Source organism: Bacillota bacterium (genome assembly GCA_013178125.1).
Classification (GTDB): domain Bacteria; phylum Bacillota; class SHA-98; order Ch115; family JABLXJ01; genus JABLXL01.
The window spans coordinates 17194-37321 of sequence record JABLXJ010000006.1 but is presented as its reverse complement, the minus strand read 5'-3'; the positions used below and the strand labels follow the sequence as shown (position 1 = coordinate 37321).

18 protein-coding genes are annotated in these 20128 nt (G+C 57.3%); 17 read left to right on the top strand and 1 reads right to left on the bottom strand.

The window, feature by feature from the left end:
- Positions 1-12 precede the first annotated feature (12 nt).
- From HPY71_06585 to HPY71_06545, 9 genes are all read left to right on the top strand, one after another.
- The gene (locus HPY71_06585; GenBank protein NPV53175.1) at positions 13-2022 is read left to right on the top strand and encodes a CoB--CoM heterodisulfide reductase iron-sulfur subunit A family protein; all 2010 of its coding nucleotides are present in this window, start codon (positions 13-15) and stop codon (positions 2020-2022) included.
- Between the two features lie 6 nt (positions 2023-2028).
- A complete protein-coding gene (locus HPY71_06580) occupies positions 2029-2949 on the top strand; it encodes a hydrogenase iron-sulfur subunit (protein ID NPV53174.1) in 921 nt (306 codons plus the stop codon).
- Positions 2936-6082, top strand: a complete 3147-nt coding sequence (locus tag HPY71_06575) for a CoB--CoM heterodisulfide reductase iron-sulfur subunit A family protein (protein ID NPV53173.1) — start codon at positions 2936-2938, stop codon at positions 6080-6082. Before HPY71_06580 ends, HPY71_06575 begins: the two co-directional genes overlap by 14 nt.
- A gap of 8 nt (positions 6083-6090) precedes the next feature.
- Positions 6091-6591, top strand: a complete 501-nt coding sequence (locus tag HPY71_06570; protein ID NPV53172.1) for a hydrogenase iron-sulfur subunit — start codon at positions 6091-6093, stop codon at positions 6589-6591.
- Entirely contained in the window at positions 6588-7625 is a 1038-nt protein-coding gene (locus HPY71_06565) for a 4Fe-4S binding protein (GenBank protein ID NPV53171.1), read from the top strand. Before HPY71_06570 ends, HPY71_06565 begins: the two co-directional genes overlap by 4 nt.
- A 91-nt stretch (positions 7626-7716) precedes the next feature.
- Complete coding sequence (locus HPY71_06560) at positions 7717-8985, top strand: 4Fe-4S dicluster domain-containing protein (GenBank protein ID NPV53170.1); 1269 nt, start codon at positions 7717-7719, stop codon at positions 8983-8985.
- A gap of 132 nt (positions 8986-9117) precedes the next feature.
- The gene (locus HPY71_06555; protein ID NPV53169.1) at positions 9118-9960 is read left to right on the top strand and encodes an FAD/NAD(P)-binding protein; all 843 of its coding nucleotides are present in this window, start codon (positions 9118-9120) and stop codon (positions 9958-9960) included.
- A gap of 340 nt (positions 9961-10300) precedes the next feature.
- Positions 10301-10747 (top strand): Hsp20/alpha crystallin family protein, encoded by a 447-nt coding sequence (locus tag HPY71_06550; GenBank protein NPV53168.1) that lies wholly within the window; start codon positions 10301-10303, stop codon positions 10745-10747.
- A 216-nt stretch (positions 10748-10963) separates the two neighbouring features.
- Positions 10964-11623, top strand: a complete 660-nt coding sequence (locus HPY71_06545) for a hypothetical protein (protein ID NPV53167.1) — start codon at positions 10964-10966, stop codon at positions 11621-11623.
- 16 nt (positions 11624-11639) lie between these two features.
- Here the strand turns inward: HPY71_06545 and HPY71_06540 are convergent, their stop codons facing one another.
- The gene (locus HPY71_06540; GenBank protein NPV53166.1) at positions 11640-11789 is read right to left on the bottom strand and encodes a hypothetical protein; all 150 of its coding nucleotides are present in this window, start codon (positions 11787-11789) and stop codon (positions 11640-11642) included.
- Positions 11790-11962: 173 nt separating this feature from the next.
- Here HPY71_06540 and HPY71_06535 point away from each other — a divergent pair, with 173 nt between their 5' ends.
- The 8 genes from HPY71_06535 to HPY71_06500 all read left to right on the top strand — a co-directional run bounded on the left by HPY71_06535 (position 11963) and on the right by HPY71_06500 (position 20065).
- Positions 11963-12226 carry a hypothetical protein gene (locus tag HPY71_06535; protein ID NPV53165.1) on the top strand — a complete coding sequence of 88 codons (264 nt, stop codon included), beginning with the start codon at positions 11963-11965 and terminating at the stop codon, positions 12224-12226.
- Positions 12227-12459: 233 nt separating this feature from the next.
- Positions 12460-13146, top strand: a complete 687-nt coding sequence (rpe, locus tag HPY71_06530; GenBank protein NPV53164.1) for a ribulose-phosphate 3-epimerase — start codon at positions 12460-12462, stop codon at positions 13144-13146.
- Positions 13147-13236: 90 nt separating this feature from the next.
- On the top strand, positions 13237-14295 hold the full coding sequence (locus HPY71_06525; protein NPV53163.1) for a galactitol-1-phosphate 5-dehydrogenase: 1059 nt from the start codon (positions 13237-13239) through the stop codon (positions 14293-14295).
- A 193-nt stretch (positions 14296-14488) separates the two neighbouring features.
- A complete protein-coding gene (locus tag HPY71_06520; GenBank protein NPV53162.1) occupies positions 14489-15259 on the top strand; it encodes a DeoR/GlpR transcriptional regulator in 771 nt (256 codons plus the stop codon).
- A gap of 203 nt (positions 15260-15462) precedes the next feature.
- The gene (locus HPY71_06515) at positions 15463-16503 is read left to right on the top strand and encodes an alcohol dehydrogenase catalytic domain-containing protein (protein ID NPV53161.1); all 1041 of its coding nucleotides are present in this window, start codon (positions 15463-15465) and stop codon (positions 16501-16503) included.
- Positions 16504-16527: 24 nt separating this feature from the next.
- On the top strand, positions 16528-17583 hold the full coding sequence (locus HPY71_06510) for a sugar phosphate isomerase/epimerase (GenBank protein ID NPV53160.1): 1056 nt from the start codon (positions 16528-16530) through the stop codon (positions 17581-17583).
- Positions 17584-17836: 253 nt separating this feature from the next.
- Positions 17837-18856: a LacI family DNA-binding transcriptional regulator gene (locus tag HPY71_06505; GenBank protein NPV53159.1), complete on the top strand. Its 1020-nt coding sequence runs from the start codon at positions 17837-17839 to the stop codon at positions 18854-18856.
- Positions 18857-18904: 48 nt separating this feature from the next.
- Entirely contained in the window at positions 18905-20065 is a 1161-nt protein-coding gene (locus HPY71_06500) for an aminopeptidase P family protein (protein NPV53158.1), read from the top strand.
- Positions 20066-20128 lie beyond the last annotated feature (63 nt).

Sequence of the window (20128 nt, the reverse complement as noted above, 5' to 3'; positions counted from 1 at the left end):
ATAGTTATGGGTATGGCACACGGCGGGGTCAAAGCTGGCCCCACCCCCCGGATTGGTGTGTACGTATGTCACTGCGGGCTGAATATAGCGGCAACGGTGGATGTGGCGCGCGTGCGCGATGTTGTGGCCGGCCTGCCGGGGGTTGTCGTTGCGCGCGATAACAAGTATACATGTAGCGAGGTCGGGCAAAAGACCATCGCTGATGACATCAAGGACCTCAACCTCGACAGGGTTGTTATAGCATCATGCTCACCCCGCCTTCATGAGCGTACCTTTCGCCAGCTCATGACCAGGTCGGGGTTGAACCCGTTCCTCCTGGAGATGGCCAACATCCGGGAGCAGTGCTCCTGGGTGCACGGGCATGATCGCGAGGCTGCGACCAGGAAGGCTGCGGCGCTCACAAGAGCTGCCATCGCGCGGGCTGCGCTTTTGGAGCCCCTCGAGCGCAATGTGGGCTCCGTGACGAAGTCAGCCATGGTGATCGGGGGAGGGGTTGCGGGGATCTCGGCGGCCCTGTATCTTGCAAATATGGGCGTAAAGACCTATCTCGTGGAGCGGGAGCCGAGCATTGGCGGGCACATGGCGATGCTCGACAAGACGTTCCCAACCCTCGATTGCAGCCTGTGCATCCTGTCCCCGAAGATGGTAGAGGTGCGGGAGAACAGCAACATCGAGCTCTTGAGTTATACAGAAGTTCGAAAGGTCGAGGGTCAGGTGGGGAGCTTCAGGGTTGAGGTCCTGCGGAAGCCGCGATATATAGATGAATCCAAATGCGTGGCGTGCGGCCTCTGCGCTGAGAAATGCCCATCAAAGGCCCCGGATGAATTCAATCGCGGCTATTCGGAGCGGAAGGCCATATATATTCCATTCCCCCAGGCGATCCCCGCAAGCTACGTAATCGATCCGGATTATTGCAGGTACTTCACGCGCGGCGGGAAGTGCCGGGTCTGCGAGAAGATCTGCGAGCGCGGGGCGGTGGATTTCTCCCAGAGGGAGGAGATCGTGACGCTGGAGGTCGGGGCCATAGTGATGGCCACAGGCTTTGAGCCTTATGACGCCTCCAGGAAGACACAGTATGGCTACGGGCGTTTCCCGAATGTCATCACAAGCCTTGATTTCGAGCGGATCATCTGCGCCGATGGCCCCACCCATGGGAAGCTGAAGAGGCCGTCCGATTGGGAGGCTCCGCGTCGCATAGCCTTTATCCAGTGCGTCGGGTCGCGCGATGAGCATGAAATGGATGGGGCGGGGAAGTATTGCTCGCGTGTGTGCTGCATGATAACGGCGAAGCAGGCTTTCATGATCAAGGAGAAATACCCGGATGCCGAGGTTTACGTCTACTATACCGATATGCGCACGGCCGGCAAGGGCTTCGAGGAGTTTTATCAACGCGGGCGAAGCGAGGGCATTGTCTTCGTGAGGGGGAAGCCCGGTGAGATAGTGGAGAGCCCTGAGGACCACAGCCTCCGGATCGTCGCGGAGGATGCAGATAGCGGGTGTATCCTGGATCTCACGTTTGATATGGCCGTGTTGGCTATAGGGCTGCGGCCGCCCGGGGGCCTCGTGGAGCTGGCGCAGAAGCTGAACGTCTCAAGGAGCGCCGACGGGTTCCTGCTCGAGGGCCATCCGAAGTTGCGGCCGGCCGAAACCTCCATTGAAGGAATTTACCTGGCCGGGTGTGCTCAATTCCCCAAGGATATCCCGGATAGCGTCGCCCAGGCGGGGTGCGCGGCGGCCGCGGCCGCGGGCGTCCTGGCGAGCGACAGGATAGAGATGGACCCGCTGAATCCTGTTGTCGATGAGGAGTTGTGCATCGGGTGCCGGCTCTGCGAGAAGCTTTGCCCCTATGGCGGCATCAAGGTTGAGAAGACCGATAAGGGATTCAAGGCGAGGGTCATCGAGGTGGCGTGCAAGGGGTGCGGCGTGTGCGGCGCCGCGTGTTCGGCGAGGGCCATCAAGATGCGCCACTACTCGGATGACCAGATCTACGCCCAGACGGCGGCGCTGCTGGAGGTGAGCTAGGCGGTGGTGGCTGAGACGAAAGTTGAGTCAGGGTTCGAGTCAGGAGTTGAGCCGGGGTTTGAGCCGGAGATCGTGGCCTTCCTGTGCAACTGGTGCTCATACGCCGGCGCCGACCTCGCGGGCACGTCGAGGCTCGGCTATCCGGCCAACGTGCGCGCCATCCGGGTGATGTGCTCGGGAAGGATCGACCCCGCGATGATGATCAGGCCCTTTATGAACGGCGCCGACGGGGTCCTCGTGCTTGGGTGCCATTTCGGGGATTGCCACTACCTCACGGGCAACTACCAGACTGACCAGCGCGTGAGGATTGTATGGGAGGTGCTCCGCCAGGTCGGCATAGACCCTGGGAGGCTGCATCTTGACTGGGTTTCGGCGGCCGAGGGCGCCAGGTTTGCCGAGATCGTCGAGGAATTCTGCAATAGGATAAGGCACATGGGGCCGCTGAAGGCTTCGTCTTCATTTTCGCCTTTGCCTCGATCATCACCGTCATCATTATCATCATCACCACCAGCAGCAGCGGCATCAGCAGCATCTTCTTCTTCATCCTGCGATGGGCTTGCTCTGGCCCTGGCGATAGCTGTGGAGATCGTAGAAGGCGAGAGGTTCAGGTGGCTCGTGGGGAGGCTGCGCGAGCTCAGGGAAGAGGGTAGCGTATATGGCGAGAGGATTGATGAGGCCAGGCTCGAGCGGCTGGTGCAAGATGTGATAGCCGAGGAATACGTGCGGGCGGGGGTGCGAATCCTTGCGGCGCGTGAACCGTTATCGGTTAAGGATATAGCATCAATGCTCGGGCTGGCCGCCATGGATGTCTTGAAGCAGGTTGCGTACCTAAAGAAACGCGGGGTCCTCGATATTTACGATGTCCAGCAACAATCGCCCAGATACCAGTCAACAACTACGGGCATAGGGGTAGATGACCTTGGATAAGAATGTTGGAGCTGTTCTGGTCGTGGGTGGCGGGATCGGGGGGATGCAGGCGGCCCTTGATCTCGCAAATTCCGGCTTCAAGGTGTATATCGTGGAGGCAAAGCCGGCCATCGGCGGGGTCATGGCGCAGCTCGACAAGACCTTCCCGACGAATGATTGCTCCATGTGCATAATGTCGCCCAAGCTCGTTGAGTGCGGCAGGCACCTGAATATAGAGGTGATCCCCAACAGCGAGGTGACGGGCCTCGAAGGCAGCCCGGGGAACTTCACGGCGATGGTGAAGACGAGGGCGAGGTATATTGATGTCGAGAAGTGCACGGGGTGCGGGCTGTGCGCCGAGCACTGCCCTGTCAGCGCGGCGCGGGACGCCTTTAATGCGGGGCTCTCCCGCCGGCCGTCAGTCTACATAGATTACCCGCAGGCCGTGCCTCTCGCCTATGCCATTGACAGGGAAACGTGCATAGGCTGCGGGCTGTGCGAGAATATCTGCATGGCCGGGGCCGTGAAATACGATGATGCCGCAAACACCCGGGAGCTCAACGTCGGCGCCGTTATCCTGGCGCCAGGCTTTGAGCCGTATGACCCCGGGCGGATGGCCGAGTACGGCTACGGGCGCTATCCAAACGTGGTGACCAGCGTGGAGTTCGAGCGCATTCTGAGCGCCTCGGGGCCGTTCGAGGGCAGGGTCCTCCGGCCCTCCGACGGCGACATACCCCGGAAGATCGCGTTCATCCAGTGCGTTGGCTCGAGGGACAGGTCCTGCGGCAATGAATACTGTTCATCCGTATGCTGCATGTATGCGAGCAAGGAGGCCGTGATTGCAAAGGAGCATGCCCCCGGTGTCGAGCCCACCATATTCTATATGGATATGCGATCCTACGGGAAGGGCTTCGACAGCTACATCGAAAGGGCCAAGTCTGAATACGGCGTCAGGTATATAAGGACGCGCGTGGCCGATATCTCGGAGGCTCCCGAGACGAATAACCTCATCGTTTCGTATGAGGACGAGGGTGGAAGGGTTGTAAAGGAAGAATTCGACCTGGTCGTGCTGAGCGTGGGCCTGGAGCCCCCGAAGGGCGCAGTCGACCTGGCGCGGGCCCTGGGCATAGAGCTCGATGAGTACGGCTTTGCCAGGACCGGGGCCTTCGACCCTGTGGAGACCTCGCGCCCGGGGGTTTTCGTGTGCGGCGCGATGCAGGGGCCCAAGGACATACCGGAGACGGTGACGCAGGCGAGCGGGGCGGCCGGAGCGGCGGCGGCGCTCCTGGCGAGCGCTCGCGGGAGCCTGGTCCGTGAGAAGACCTACCCGCCGGAGAAGGATCTCAGGGGCAAGGGCCCCCGGATAGGGGTCTTTGTATGTCACTGCGGCATCAACATCGGCGGCGTGGTGGATGTCCCGGCCGTTGTCGAATACGCTAAGACGCTGCCTCATGTGGTTTACGCCGAGCGAAATCTCTATACCTGCTCCCAGGATACGCAGAAGCGCATCCAGGAGAAGATACAGGAGCACGGCCTCACCAGGGTCGTTGTCGCATCGTGCACCCCGCGGACGCACGAGCCCCTCTTCCAGGAGACCATCCGCGAGGCCGGGCTGAATCATTACCTCTTTGCCATGGCGAACATTCGCGACCAGTGTTCATGGGTACACATGCACGAGCCGGGGCTCGCCACGGAAAAGGCCAAGGACCTTGTGCGGATGGCCGTCGCGAGGGCGGCGCTCCTGGAGCCCCTCGAGCGGCTACCTATCTCAGTGAAGCATTCGGCGCTCATCATAGGTGGCGGCCTCGCAGGCATGACGGCGGCGCTGGACCTGGCGCGCCAGGGCTTTGAGGTTCACTTGGTCGAGAGGGAGCTCGAGCTGGGCGGCCACCTTCGCAGGATATATTTTACGCTCGAGGGCAAGGATGTGCAGGCGCATCTCGAGGATTTGATTCGCAGGGTCGACGGCGAGCCGCTCATCCACGTTTACCTTGGGTGCGTTGTAAGCGAGATAGCAGGATACGTGGGCAATTTCAAGAGCAGGATCGCGCCGGTTGGCGGCGGCATCGAGGCCGAGGTCGAGCATGGTGTCGTTATAGTGGCCACCGGGGCCGGCGAGTTCAAGCCTGATAGGTACCTCTACGGGGAGAATCCCAGGGTCGTCACCCAGTCCGAGTTCGAGGAGCTACTTGCCGCGGGAAGGATTCGACCTGGCGCACGAGATGAGCAGGATGAGCCGGGCGCGCCCGATGGTCGCGCCGCGAGCACCGGCACCGGTCGCACCTTCGTGATGATACAGTGCGTGGGCTCGCGCGAGGCCGGGCGGGATTACTGCAGTAGGATGTGCTGCAGCGAAGCGGTGAAGAACGCCCTCAGGTTGAAGGCTGAGGACCCCGAGGCCGACGTATATGTCCTCTACCGGGATATCAGGACCTATGGGGAGAGGGAGGCATACTTCCAGCGGGCCCGCGAGGCTGGCGTTGTATTCATACGTTATCCCGAGGATGAGCCCCCGGTAGTCGAGGAAGTGGCCGGGCCTAGTGCGGTGGGGCCTGTGGCGGCTGAGCCCATGGCCGGGCAAGGGGGCGATGGGGGTGGAGAACCCTCCGCGAGGCTCCGCGTGGTGGTGCGCGATACGCTTCTCGGGAGCAGGATTGCGATACCAGCTGACATGGTGGTGCTTGCCGCCGCCATCGTGCCCAACGATTCAAATCACCAGCTGGCGCAGATGCTGAAGGTTCCCCTCGATGATAACGGCTTCTTCCTGGAGGCCCACATGAAGCTGCGACCCGTGGATTTCGCCACGGAGGGGGTATTCCTGGCGGGCCTCGCCCATGCGCCGAAGTCGATAGATGAGACGGTGGCGCAGGCTCATGCGGCGGCCGCGCGGGCATGCACCGTCCTGAGCCTGGAGGAGATCAGGAGCGAGGGGATAAAGTCCGAGATCAACAAGGCGCGGTGCAGCGGGTGCGGGATGTGCGTCGAGGTTTGCCAGTACAAGGCGATCGAGCTTGATTCGAAGGAGCGCGTTGCCAGGATCAATGCGGCCCTGTGCAAGGGCTGCGGCGCGTGCGCTGCGACCTGCCGGTGCGGGGCGGTAACCCTGAAGGGGTTCACGGATGAGGAGATACTGGCGGAGGTGAATGCGGTGTGAACGCGGGTATGAATATGAATACAGATACGGATGTGAATATGGATACGAATACGAACCAGGACAGCGAATGGGAGCCGAAGATCGTCGCATTCCTCTGCAACTGGTGCTCATATGCCGGCGCGGACCTCGCAGGGACCAGTCGAATACAGTACCCGCCCAATATCCGGGTCATCCGGGTGCCGTGCTCGGGACGGGTCGACCCGCTCCTCATCCTAAAATGCCTGCAGCGCGGCGCCGACGGCGTGCTCGTGTCGGGGTGCCACCCTGGCGACTGTCACTATATAGCCGGCAATTACCTCGCTAGACGCAAATTCGCCATGCTCAAGAGGCTTATTGAGTATTTCGGTGTGGAGGAGGGAAGGGTTCAGTTTTCATGGGTCTCCGCCGCTGAGGGCGAGAAGTTCGCGGACGTCATCAAAACCGTGACGAGGCGCGTCAGGGAGCTGGGCCCGGCCCGTAAGCTGGTCAAGGTGAGGGAAATGCAAGGAGGGGCGGGCGCAGTTTTATGAGTGATGTAATATGTATGAGCGGTTCAGAGGATGGCAGAGAGAGAAGGGGAAATAGCGGCGTAGGCGATGCTGTCGCGAATGCTGCCGCGAATGAGGCCGTGGACAAGGCGGCACAGGAGGATATCAGGCGCATAGCCCGCAAACTCCTCAGCGACGGGGCGGTAGATGTTTTCATCGGCTATGGGCAGGGGACCCTGCCTTCGAGGGTCACGCCTGTATTTGTAACCCGGCCCGAGGACGCTGACGCCCTCATCTGGGATGCGCGCTGCGAGAATGATCTGGCCGTTTACCTGCCGGGGATCGAGGGCCGGGCTGGCGTGGTTGTAAAGGGCTGCGATGGGCGGGCTTTAGCTCGCCTCCTGGCTGAGAAGCAGGTCGAGCGCGACCGTGTTAAGATTGTGGCCGTCGCGTGCACGGGCGTGATCGATCGGAGGAGGGCCGGGAGGGGCGAAGGCGATGGGGCCGAGCTGTTGCACCCATCGTGCCAGGTATGCGAGGAACGCACGGCCCCGGTTTACGATTTTCTGGCAGGGGAGGCCAAAAGCGCCGGAGCCGAGGCTATGGGCGCGGGCGGCGCATGTGATAAGGATGATAAGAGCGAGGAAAGCCGCGACCCATTTGGAGAGATAAGGGAATTTGAGGCCAGGTCGAGCGAGGAGCGCTGGAATTATTTCTCTCAGGAATTCGATCGTTGCATCCTGTGCTATGCATGCCGGCAGGCATGCCCGCTCTGTTATTGCCCGGAATGCTTCGCGGACAGGGCGACCCCCAAGTGGATGGGCAAGGATCGGGCGCTCTCGGACAAGATGGTGTTTCACCTGGGGCGCGCCATTCACCTGGCGGGGAGGTGCATCGATTGCGGGGCGTGCGTGCGCGCTTGCCCCATGGGCATCGATCTGCGGAAGCTCACGAGGAAGATGGAGAAGGACGCCAGGGTGCTTTTTGACTACGAGGCTGGCAAGGCCGCGGCCGCAGGCGCGCCGGCTGTTTTTGCCGCGTTCAGCAAGGAGGATCCTGACGATTTCGTTCTATGACCTGTAACCATTAACCATTTATGAAACCGCTCCCGTCCCTGGGGTGGTTTACGTTACATGCTATATTTGTCTTGTGCGAGGTGCTTTTTAGATGCGTGGTAGCGCCGGTCTAGATCGTACGGGTGGCCCTGGAGTCCAAGGCACGGGCGTTGGCGTTTTGGATAAGGGCGAACTCGCCGGCTTCCTTGGCGGACTTATTGCCAGGTACCGGGTATTTGCCCCGGTGCAGGAGGCGGAGACGACGAGATTCGCCCCGGTGTCGTCCGCAGGTGAGGTGACGATGCCCGCCACCGTCACATCGCGGCCGCTCAAGGAGATATTCCTGCCCCCCAGCGAGACGCTTCTAGAGTTCGAGGTCGGGACCGCAGGAGGCATGGTGAGCTCGGTCAAGGTCGAGCCGGTCGGGCCCGGCGTTGGCGTTGGCACTGGCATTGACGTCGGCGTTGGCACCAGCGATGATGACAGCGATAGACCCCGGGTCATCTTCGGAACGCGACCCTGCGATGCGAGAAGCCTCTTGCTGCTCGATAAGGTTTTTGATTCCGCCGATTACAAGGACGGCCATTACGTCGCCAGGCGGAGAGGAACGGCGATAATCTCTGTCGCCTGCAACGAGCCCGCTGAGACGTGCTTTTGTACCTCCACGGGTGGAGGCCCGTTTGACGAAGCGGGATCCGACGTTATCCTCGAGGACCTGGGGGAGGTTTACCTCGTAAAGGCCGTCACCGATCGGGGGGCAGAGCTGATCGCGGGGCTCGAGGGCGCGGTGCCGGGATTCTGGCGCCTCTCGAGGCCAGCGGAGGATGGGATAGAGGGCGGTGGGCGACTGGAGGCGGAGGATGATGAGCGGCTGGAGCAGCTCCTGGCAGCCGGGAGGGACGCAAGGAAGCGGGCCGAGGCCAGGATCCCGGCGCTCGTCCCCGCGCGAGGCATCCACGAAAAGCTCAAGGTGATATTTGAGCATGAGTGCTGGGGCGAGCTTTACCGTAAATGCCTGGGGTGCGCTGCGTGCGCCTATCTCTGCCCGACGTGCCACTGCTTTGATATAGCTGATGAGGCCATCGATAGCAAAGGCCGGAGGGTGCGATGCTGGGACGCGTGCATGTTTCCCATGTTTACGCTTCATGCCTCGGGCCATAACCCGCGGCCGGGCCGGAAGGAGCGCTTCCGGCAGAGGGTCATGCACAAATTCAGCTATTTCGTTGAGAACAATGGCGACATCGCTTGCGTCGGCTGCGGGCGCTGCATAGAGAACTGTCCGGTGAATATGGATATTCGTAGCGTTCTGGCATCTCTTGATGCTATATCCATTTCACCTGATTCATCTGCTTCGCCCGCTGTATCTGCGGGCGCCGTCTAGGTCCATCCAGCTGCTGCGTTTGAATGCTGCGTCATCTGAATGCCGCGTTCTGGTCTGGATACCGCATTTAAGCGTCGTTGAGGGGTGAGAGCTTTGCAGTATGCCGGGGAGATTCCAGATGTGACTCCGGGTGTGGTACAGGATGTTTACCTGCCTCATGTCTCGAGGATCAGGAGGATAACACAGGAGACGGATTCGAGCGATGTTAAGACATTTGAGGTCATATTCTTGAACGAAGACGCCTGGCAGGGTTTTAAATACGCCCCGGGCCAGTTCGCGGAGGTTTCGATATTTGGGGTTGGCGAGGCCCCGATCTCGATCACCTCATCCCCGACCCAGGAGGGCTACCTTGAGTTCAGCGTGAAGCGGATGGGCGCTGTGACGACTGCCCTGCACCACCTGGAGGAGGGCGCGGTTATCGGGGTGCGCGGTCCCTACGGGAATACATTCCCCATCGAGGACATGAAGGGGCGTGACATAATATTCATCGGTGGAGGGATAGGCCTCGCCCCACTGAGGTCTCTTATAAACTACATGCTCTCGGCGAAATACAGGGCTGATTTCGGCAAGATCGACATTATTTACGGCGCCAGGAGCCCGGGCGACCTGGTCTTCAAATGGGAGCTCGAGAAATGGCGGCAGCGCGATGACGTGAACCTCGTGGTCACGGTCGACAGGGGCGACGATGCCTGGACGGGGAGGGTCGGCTTTGTGCCCGCCGTCCTCAAGGAGGTAGCGCCGGCGCCCGGGGGCGCTGTGGCGGTCACGTGCGGCCCGCCCATCATGATCAAGTTTGTAATCCAAAACCTGCTCGAACTCGGTTTTGCACCGGAGCAGATCGTCACGACCCTCGAGATGAGGATGAAGTGCGGCATAGGCAAGTGCGGGCGCTGCAATATCGGTTCGAAATATGTGTGCAAAGATGGGCCGGTATTCACCTATGCCCAGCTTGGGGAGATGCCGAAGGAGTACTAACCATTCCTCCCAGCGACCCACCTGAGTGTAAGTTTGAATATTACCGCCACTTTTCCAGGACTTACGGTGTTCCACTCCGGGGACGGCGCGCAACACCGTAAGTCCTGATCTTTATGCGGCCGCCTATTGTATTTCTATTGACTGATTTGCTGATTGAATTTATAACAGTGGTTTTGCCGGTTCAATGGCTCGAATTAGCCTTAGGATGCCTGGAGATACTAAAGGTGAATTGGCCGCTAACACCAATAGCAATATACCTAGCTAATATTCGAGCGAATCTATATGAAAGAACCATAAGAGAAGGACTACAAAAGAACAAAGAGCATGGAGGTTGGGAGTTATGAGCCTGATCAGGTGGGATCCATTTGATGACCTGGTTTCCCTGCGGGAGACCATAAACAGGATGTTTGATGATACCTTTGCGCGGAGAGGGGTGCCGGGCTTCCTCGGCGGCCGGGCGTGGCAACCCTCCGTGGATATGTATGAGACTGAAAACGATATCATCATCAAAGCTAATCTACCGGGCATGGATCAGAAGGACGTGGATATAACCCTCACCGATGACGCCGTAACAATAAGGGGCGAGATGAAGCAGGAGAAAGCCATCGATGATAAGGCTTTCCACCGCCGTGAAAGGATGTACGGGGCGTTTAGCAGAATGCTCCCGCTGACGAGCCCTGTGAAACGCGAGGAGGCAAAGGCGAGCTTCAAGAATGGAGTTCTCGAGATAGTCCTGCCCAAGGCCGAGAATGCGAGGAGCAAGGGTTACAAGATCAACATCCAGTGAGCCAATATTAGGCTAATATATGACCTCCCAAAGGGAAACGGGACGAATTCTATGTGTATGCACGCCAATTTAGATCAAAAATAATAGATGCTTCCAGTGGAAAAAGCTCCCCATATAGGAATAAACACTCATCAACGGGTTCATAATTAAAATAAACATTATATTAAAGGAAGAGAATTGTAGGTTTAGAGAATCCGTGGAATTGGAGGTGTTACTATGGAGGAGGCAGTTGACTGGAAGGCGGTAGCACTGGACGAGATGGAGACGTCGATAGCCAGGGGTAGTTCGGTGCGCGAGGCCTGCCTTTCTGCTTGCGACAGGCTCAGGAGCAGGTTCGGCATAGATCGAAGGCCTTCCACGCTCTTGTCATTTTACTATAAGGCCAGGAAAGAAAGGTCGCAAAATGACGAGAACGATAGCGCCCAGGTCGATGTCGAAATCACTACCGCTCCCTGCGATGCACACAGCCAGGCAGGCGATTTGGTTGTTGAGGGTAAGGGGCGAAGCCCGGGAGAGAAGGTAGACAGTCCCGCTCTAGCACTGGTCCGGTCCCTGGAAGTCGGAGCCGGTCCTGGTCCCCTGGAGGGTCTGGAAGGCAGAGGGGTTCTGGCGGGGGATGAAGGTATCCTGATGAAAGATACAATGGCAGGGCAGGCGATGCTAAACGAGGAAACGCTCATGGAGTTTTTCACCAGGGTTGGGCGGTCGCTAGCCGAGCTAATCAAGCTGCGGGGCGAATTTGAACAGTCTAACGCCAGGACTCTAGCTCTGGAACGAGAGAACGAGGCTCTGCGGCGTGAGAATGAAGAGCTTGCACGCAAGAATTCCGAGATGACAGAAAGGCTTATCTTAATCCAGAAGACGCTGGGGGGTTAACCCCCGGCGTCTTTCCTTATTCCCCAATTTCATCTGGCTGCGGGATTGCTCTCCCATCTTCGAGAGCTATCTCCAGCCAGCCTTTCTTGGCATCATTAATCATTGCTAGAGCCTCATCGACCGTATCCCCCTGAGAGATACAGCCAGGGAGCTCCGGGATCTCCACGGCGTAACCTCTTACCTTTCACAAGCGAGCCTGGTAAAACATTGCCGTACCCAATTGCCATTGGAGCCTTTGAATCTCGCCACCACCCGTTGCCAAGAATACATGGAATAGGGTACAATAAATTTGGTCATAACCTTTGCGCCAGGTCTCTGTGAATCGAGGAGAGAAGAACCGTGGTCGACTCGGTATTTGACAACCACCGCCGCCGTCCTTCCAGGGTTGCGGCAGCGCTGACAGCCCAGCGTATTGAGGAATTACGGCAGGAGACCGCTGAGGCGAAGCTGCTCCGCGCCTTCCAGCTCTATGAGATTGGGCGAGAACTCCAGGGGGTAAGAAAGAATGCGAGAAGTACTCATAAACGTCGCTCAACTAATGAGGTGAACAGCCGTCCATTCTTCACAGGTCCACAGGATCCCCAGGTGAAAAGACCCCGCTAAAGTCTGCGCTGCGCCATCTATTGCGGCAACTTGATATCTGTAGAAAAATCCCATGCCGTTATGAAGGAAATCAAGCTTCCAGGGAGAATAGATATATCAATAACCATTAACTTACGTGATATGGTGGAAATGTTATAGGCATTGGTATGTAATGTTCCATGCGCCTATATAGCAAACTTCAGCAAACCGAGAGCCAGGGTGTATCGGTGTTTGTGTATCGGGGGGATAGTAGAGTGCAAAGCCGAATAGCAGCGTCAATGATGTGTGCCGACGCCGGCAACCTGTCTGCAGGTATTCGGGCGGCCGCGGCGGCAGGGGTTGATCTATTGCATTTCGATGTGATGGATGGGAGGTTCGTCCCGAACTTCGGGTTTTCGCCCTGGATGATCAAAGCCCTGAAGGGTGTGGCTGATATCAATATCCTGTTCGAGGCTCACCTCATGATCGAAGACCCTGAGAGGCATGTGAAGACCTTCATAGATACCGGGGCGGATATAATAGTCATCCACCTGGAAGCATGCCGGAACATCTACCCGGTCCTGAAGGGAATCCGGAGGGCGGGAGCCCGGGCGGGGGTGGCCCTGTCGCCACCTACGAGCCCTGAGCCGCTTAGATATATCCTTCCTTATGTGGACATCGTCACTGTCATGACCGTAAGTCCCGGTTTTGCCGGGGGCGAGTTCCTGCCCGAAATGGTATCAAAGGTTGAGGACGTATCGAGGATGATAGCCGCGTCCGGGCTCGATATTTCGATTGAGGTGGATGGGAATATAAACGCCAGGACGATCCCACTCCTTGCGAGGGCGGGGGCGAATGTCTTCGTGGGCGGCTCCTCCGGCCTCTACCGGAAGGATGTGGAGCTATCGCAGGCTGTCCGGGAGATGCGGGCAGCAGCTGAGAGAGCGGGCGACGAAAGATAGCGGTGCAAGTAGAGAATCGGAATAACCAGAATAAAGGGAAGCAAGAGAAGGAAGGAGAAAGGCGCTGTGGCGGCCAACAGGGAGAGGAAAATGAAGGCGGCTGTTTTGCACGCCCCCGGCCTTATAAAATGCGAGGAGGTTCCCATACCCCGGTTGAGCGATGGCGAGGCCCTGGTGAAGGTAAAGGCGGCGGGGGTTTGTGGCTCGGACATCCGCCGGGTCATGGTAACGGGCACATATCACTTCCCGACCATACCGGGGCATGAATTTGCGGGCGAGGTGGTCGAGGTCGCCGGAGAGATTGGGGATGTAGGGGTGAGGCCGGGCGACAGGGTGGTCGTCATACCCCTCATACCCTGCGGCCGGTGCGACTTCTGCCAGGTTGGAGATTATGCCCTGTGCGATGACTATAACTACCTAGGCTCGAGGACCGATGGGGGGTTCGCCGAATACGTAAAGGCCCCGATTCGAAACCTCATCCATATACCGGCCGGGGTAGATTATGAAACCGCTGCGGCGACAGAGCCCGCGGCCGTTGCCCTGCACGGGCTGCGCCGGGCTCGCGGCATAAAGCCCGGGGATAGCGTGGCGGTGCTCGGCGCAGGCCCCATAGGCATTCTGGTGGCACAATGGGCCAGGGCGCTCGGTGCGAAGGAGGTATACCTGGTCGATACCGTCGTGGAGAAGCTGGATCTGGCGATGCGGCTGGATTTCGCCCCTGAAAACTGCATCGATGCGGGCAAGGCCGATCCAATCCAGGCCATCAAGGATAGGACAGGCGGCAGGGGAGTCTCCCTTGTGGTGGAGGCGGCCGGGGTGCCTGCGACGTTAAAGGGCGCACTGGAGATGGCGGGCAAGGGAGGCCGGGTCTTGTTGCTCGGCAATCCACAGGAGGATGTGGTTCTGCCGGCTAAACTGATAAGCGGCATTCTGCGGAAGCAGCTGGCCCTTTATGGGACCTGGAATTCGGAGTTCCGGCCTCATCCCGTGAATGAATGGGAATTGACCTTGAATTTCATGGCGAGGGGGCTCATAAAGGTGCTTCCGTTGATAAGTCACCGCTTTTCACTCGAAGATGTGGCCGAGGCGTTCGACATGATGTATCACAAGAGGCAGGTTTTCAATAGGGTGTTCTTCATACCAGGTTGATGTTGATGTAGTTTTTGTTAACGATACTCCCAGATGAGCAGGAATCTGAGAGACAATAGCGAAATATAGTTACAAGAACAGCCACTAGGGTTACACAATGCCGTATGTGCGGGTCATGTCATGCTATGCCATGCCATGATATGCTGTATTCATGTATACCGTGTATATTGCGTGTATGGGGAGACCGTCCGGGATGTTAGAGACTGAAAGGCAACTTGCGATCGTAACCGAGATCAAGAGCAGCGTCGGAGTGTCGGTTTCGAGGCTCGCGGAGAAATTCGGGGTATCGGCCAATACTATAAGGCGCGATCTCGAGAAGCTGGAGAAGGCGGGGATAGTCAAGCGCATCCATGGAGGGGCGGTGCTGAACGACCCCGGAGGCTACGATCTTCCGTTCGAGGAGCGCCAGGTGGAGTATAAAGACGAAAAGGATTCTATCGGCGCCATGGCCTCATCCCTTGTCAGCAACGGTGATACCATCATCATTGACGCCGGGACGACGTGTCTTTCAGTTGCGAGGCATATAAAGTCCAGGTCGCGGAAGGATCTAACCGTGCTGACGAATTCGGTTGCAGTTGCAACAGAGCTCTCCAACAACCCAGGTATAGTTGTAATCCTCTCCGGCGGCATGGTTCGAGGCCTGACCCTGTCCCTGGTTGGCCCGCCCGCGGAAGAATTCTTTGAGTCAGTTCACGTAAACAAGCTATTCCTGGCCACGGGTGGAATCTCCCCTGACAGGGGTATACTGACGAATCCCAATATGCACGAGGTGCCTGTCAAGAAGCGGATGATGGGGGTCGCCGACGAGATCATTGTGGTTGCGGATAGTCATAAATTTGGCCTGGTTGCCTTGTGCCCTTTTGCCGATATTCGAGATGTGCACAAGGTTGTAACGGATACCAAGGTTCCCGATGAAGCCAGGCTGCGAGTGGAGCGCCTAGGGCCCGAGGTTATCGTGGCCTGAACCAGTCACTTCCAATCAGCCATTTCTAAGAACATTTCCATTCCCTGTGGCGCTGCGCCAGCGTATAGGGGTCTAGACCGCAGGGGTCTAGGCTCAGACTTAAGGGGTCTAGACCTAGACTATAGGATCAAATCACCAAATGAGGGATTGTTCCAAAACAGGGATTGTTGCAAAACTAAATCATTGATTGCGAGGTTTGATTTATGAAGGCTGCGCTGTTTGAAGGGATAGATCGCCTGGCTCTCCGCGATATCCCGGTCCCGGAGATCGACCCGGATTACGGCATGCTGGTAAAGGTAAAAGCATGCGCGGTGTGCGGGTCCGATATAAGAATCCTTCACCACGGTAACAGTCGTGTAAAGGAGCCGCAGGTTATAGGGCATGAGATAGCGGGGGAGGTTGTTGAGGCCGGGAGGCGGGTCGGCCGGTTCAAAGCCGGGGACCGCGTTGCCATAGGGGCCGACGTCCCGTGCGGGGAGTGCGATTTCTGCCGCGACGGGTACGGAAACGAGTGCAGGATCAATTACGCTATCGGGTACCAGTTCCCGGGCGGGTTTGCGGAATACATCCCCCTTAACCAGATCACGGTGCAGTATGGCCCTGTCCATGAGATACCGGATGGGGTGCCATACGAAGCCGCCGCCCTGGCGGAGCCGCTGGCCTGCTGCATAAACGGCCTCGAGCTGACGCCGGTGCACTTGGGGGATACGGTAGTGATAATAGGGGCGGGCCCTGTAGGGTGCATGCTGGTGCAGCTGGCGCGCCACCAGGGGGCGAGTAAGATCATCCTTGCCCAGCGTTCAAAGGCAAGGCTGGAGCAGGCCCGGCGCTTTGATGCGGATGTGTATATCTCCACGGCCGAGGAGGACCTCCACGAGCGGGTCATGGCCGAGACAGGCGGCCTCGGGGCGCATCTTGTGATGGTGGCATGTGCATCCCTGGAGGCTCAGAGGCAGGCCCTGGATATCGTCAGGCCGAGGGGCATGGTGAATTTCTTCGGGGGGCTGCCCGCCAGCTCGCCGCCGCTCGAGGTGTCAAGCAACCAGATTCATTATCGCGAGTGTTTCGTTACGGGGAGCCACGGGAGCGTGCCGAGGCAGCACAGGCTCGCCCTCGAGCTCATCAGGTCGGGCAGGGTTGATGTGGGTTCGCTGATCACCCACCGGTTCCCTCTGGAGAAGATAGCGGATGCCTTTCAAATGGCCGAGCGCAAGGAAGGCATGAAGGTTATTGTGGAGCCCTAATCCTGGAATGTGATTGATCCAGGTATGGGTATATCCCAAAAACGTGGTCTGTATCGGGTCCCGTCCAGGCCCGTCGTTTGTAGTCGCAGGAGCTCTGTACAGGAACTTTATAGTTCTATAGTCGCAGGAAGTTCTAAGAAAGCTAGGAAAGAAAGTAGGGAGGCTCTACCCTTGACCAGAATCAAGCTTGGAATAAATACCGGCTTTGCAATCAACAGGTTCCCCGAGCCCGAGGTATGGACGAGAATCGTGCGCGAGGAGCTCGACCTATCCTACGTCCAGTTTACCGCCGACCTCCTCAACCCCTTCCTGCCGCAAGATGTGGTTCGCGACCAGCTCGACCGCCTGAAGGCATGTATAAAACGGTATGAGCTTACGATTGACACGACCTTCACGAGCACGTTCACCAGGGTAAACCACCTGCTTCACCCCGATGCGGCGACGAGGAAGGTGTGGCTGGGTTGGTTCAAGAAGTGGGCTGATATATCAGCTGAGCTGGGTGCGAAGGGCACTGGAGCTCATTTTGGGATATTCTCAGTGAGCGACTATGAGAATGAGGCCCGCAGGAATGCGCTCCTGGAGGAGGCTGTGCAGAGCTGGCAGGCGATAGCTGAACACTGCAAGACGCTAGGCATGGAGTTTCTTATCTTTGAGCCCATGTCGGTCCCGCGCGAGCTCGGCTGGACCATGGCCGATACTGATGACCTTCTAGCCCGGGTCAACCGGGGATCTGCTATCCCGATGAAGCTGTGCCTTGATATCGGCCACGCCCCGCATCCCGATGAGAGAGACCCCTATGTGTGGCTCGAGAGGTTCGCCAGGGTCTCACCTGTGGTACATCTCCAGCAGACAGAGTCCGGGCACAGCCGGCATTGGCCCTTTACAAAGGAATACAACGAGAAGGGCATTATAAGGGCGGAGAGGGTCCTCGAGCTCATCCATGCTGCAGGTGTTGACGAAGTCATGCTGGCCTTTGAGATAGCCCACAGGGAGCGGTTCCCTGATGATCTCAAGGTAGTCAGCGATCTCAAGGAGTCAGCCTGCTACTGGAGGGATGCGATACGAGCATCCTACCAGTAACAGAGACACCGGGCGCACCCGGGGACTGAGGTGAAAGGGATGGCTGGCATCATATTCGGCCTGCCCTGGGGAGGCCTCGGGCTCTTTGGGAATGTGGGTTACATGAAAAAATTGAGTACACCGGTCCGGAAATAAAAAGAATTTTATCTAACCAGCAGGAAAATCACTTTATATATCGAATATATAACAACGTTGTCAGATAACATTGGCATACAACGTTGTCATAACCAATAGATTTATTGGGGGTTAGCAAGTGAGCGTCACTATAAAGGATGTAGCCCAAAAAGCAGGAGTCTCCTTTGCCACCGTATCTCGTGTATTGCGTGGCGAGCGGTATGTGAGTGCCGAAACCCAACAGGCGGTGCATAGAGCAGTCAAGGAATTAGGATATCATCCAAATAGCCTCGCCCGAAATTTTAAGACCAAGAGGTCTAACATCATCGGATTCGTGATGCCGGATATATCTAACCCATTCTTTGCCACAATTGCGAGGGGCATTGAAGAACGGGCGCGGCGTAATGGCTACGATTTGATCATATACGATACTCACTCCGATCCTGACCGGGAGCTAAAGGGGCTTCAGATGCTCGCCGAGAGGCGAGTGGATGGGGTAATATTAAGCCCTATCAGCGATCAACTCTTGAAGCTAGAGATTCCGGACGTAAGAATCCTACCGGTGGTGCTAGTTGACAACCTGGTTGAAGGGGCAGAAGTCGACTCTGTGATTATCGATAATGTGCAAGCTACCCGGAGGCTGGTGGAGCATCTTCTCTCTTTGGGGCATCGAAAGATCGCCATGATCACAGGGCCTCTTAACCAAACGACAGGTAAAGATCGTCTTGCTGGATATCTCAGCGCTTTGCACGATCATGGGATTCCGGAGGTGAAGGGGTGGATTAGAGAAGGGGATTTCCTAATGCAGAGTGGCTACGAGTTGGCAGGAGAGTTGCTAGATAAGGCCGATAAGCCTACTGCCATTCTCGCTGCCAATAACTTCATGGCCTTGGGAGCCATGAGAGCTATAAGGGAGAGGGGATTACATATACCTCGGGACATGGCGCTTGTGGCATTCGATGACATGTCGGAATTCACGACTTTGCTGGATCCACCTTTGACTGCGATGGTGCAACCGGCAGGTCGACTTGGAGATGCAGCGTGCGATCTTCTGCTGAGGAGGCTCCATGCAAAAAGGTCCATGAAACCCAGGCAGGTAATAATGGAGGCTGAATTGTTGATAAGAGGATCGTGTGGCGCGAATGCGTATCACGATTAGCGACGTGACAGCTACTTTGAAAACATTAGAGCAGGAGGAATCATAGATATGATGTTGGAGATACCAAAGAGTGAGTTTGAGGAGAGAATACGGAGAATCCAGAAAGAGTTGGCGCAGAGAGGGCTTGATGCCCTAATTACTCATGCAGATGAGGCTGAGCCGCAGAATGTAAGGTATCTTGCAGACTACTGGCCGGCTTTTGAAACTGCGGGGGTCATCGTGCCTGTGGAAGGGGAGCCCATCCTCATAATAGGACCTGAAAGCTATACATATGCAAAATCTAGATCGAAAATAGAAAAGATTAGGAGGGTTCTAGTTTATAGGGAATCATCTGAACCAGAGTACCCCGGTGAGAAGCTTACAAGCTTTGAGGAGCTCTTTGATGAGGCATCCGGTGGTCGCGGAATAAGACGGCTTGGGATTGTTGGATATAGCATCATGCCCGTGCCTATCTATGATGGCATTCGGAAGGCAATGGGGGACGGGGAGGTTGTACGGGCGGATGATATCCTCATAAAGATGAGGATGATCAAGAGCGAGAACGAACTCGCCCTTCACCGGGAGGCTTACCGGCTCTCAAAGATCGGCTTTGAAGCCGTGCTTGAAAACATCAGGCCTGGCATGACAGAGATTCAGGTCAAAGGTATTGCCTTGAATGCCATGCTTCAAGCTGGTGCGGAAACAGAGGGTTTCCCTATGTGGTGTATTGCAGGCTCCAATACCAATCAAGCTATTAGTAGGCCTACACACCGCAAAATCCAGGAAGGGGAGTTAGTCCAGGTCCAGGTTGGGGCCCGTGTAGGTGGTTACTCGTCAAGTATCGGCCGGCCGCTTGTGCTGGGCAAGGCTTCGGATGATATCAAGCGGTTCATTAAAGCCGGTCTTGAAGCTGAGCTCGCTGCTATCAAAGCTATGAAGGCGGGAGTGGTAGCGAAGGAAGTAGATAAGGTTTTCAAGGAAACGGTGAGAGGGCTTGGCTATGGGGATTGGATTCTCTACGGGCCCTGCCATGGGACAGGTCTGATGGAATGCGAGCACCCGTGGATAGAATCTAACTCGGATTGGCCGCTCCAGGAGAACATGGTCTTTAGCGTGGATATATTCTTGAGAAGCGATACCATGGGGCTGAGAATCGAAGACGGGGTCAGGGTCACAAAGGACGGGGTGGAGGAGCTATCAAATTACCGGCGTGAAATCATAGAGGTCTAGGATGTGACTCAAGAGGATGGAGTGAGGGTGACTGTTAATGGAGTAGAGTGGTTTTCAAGAGTT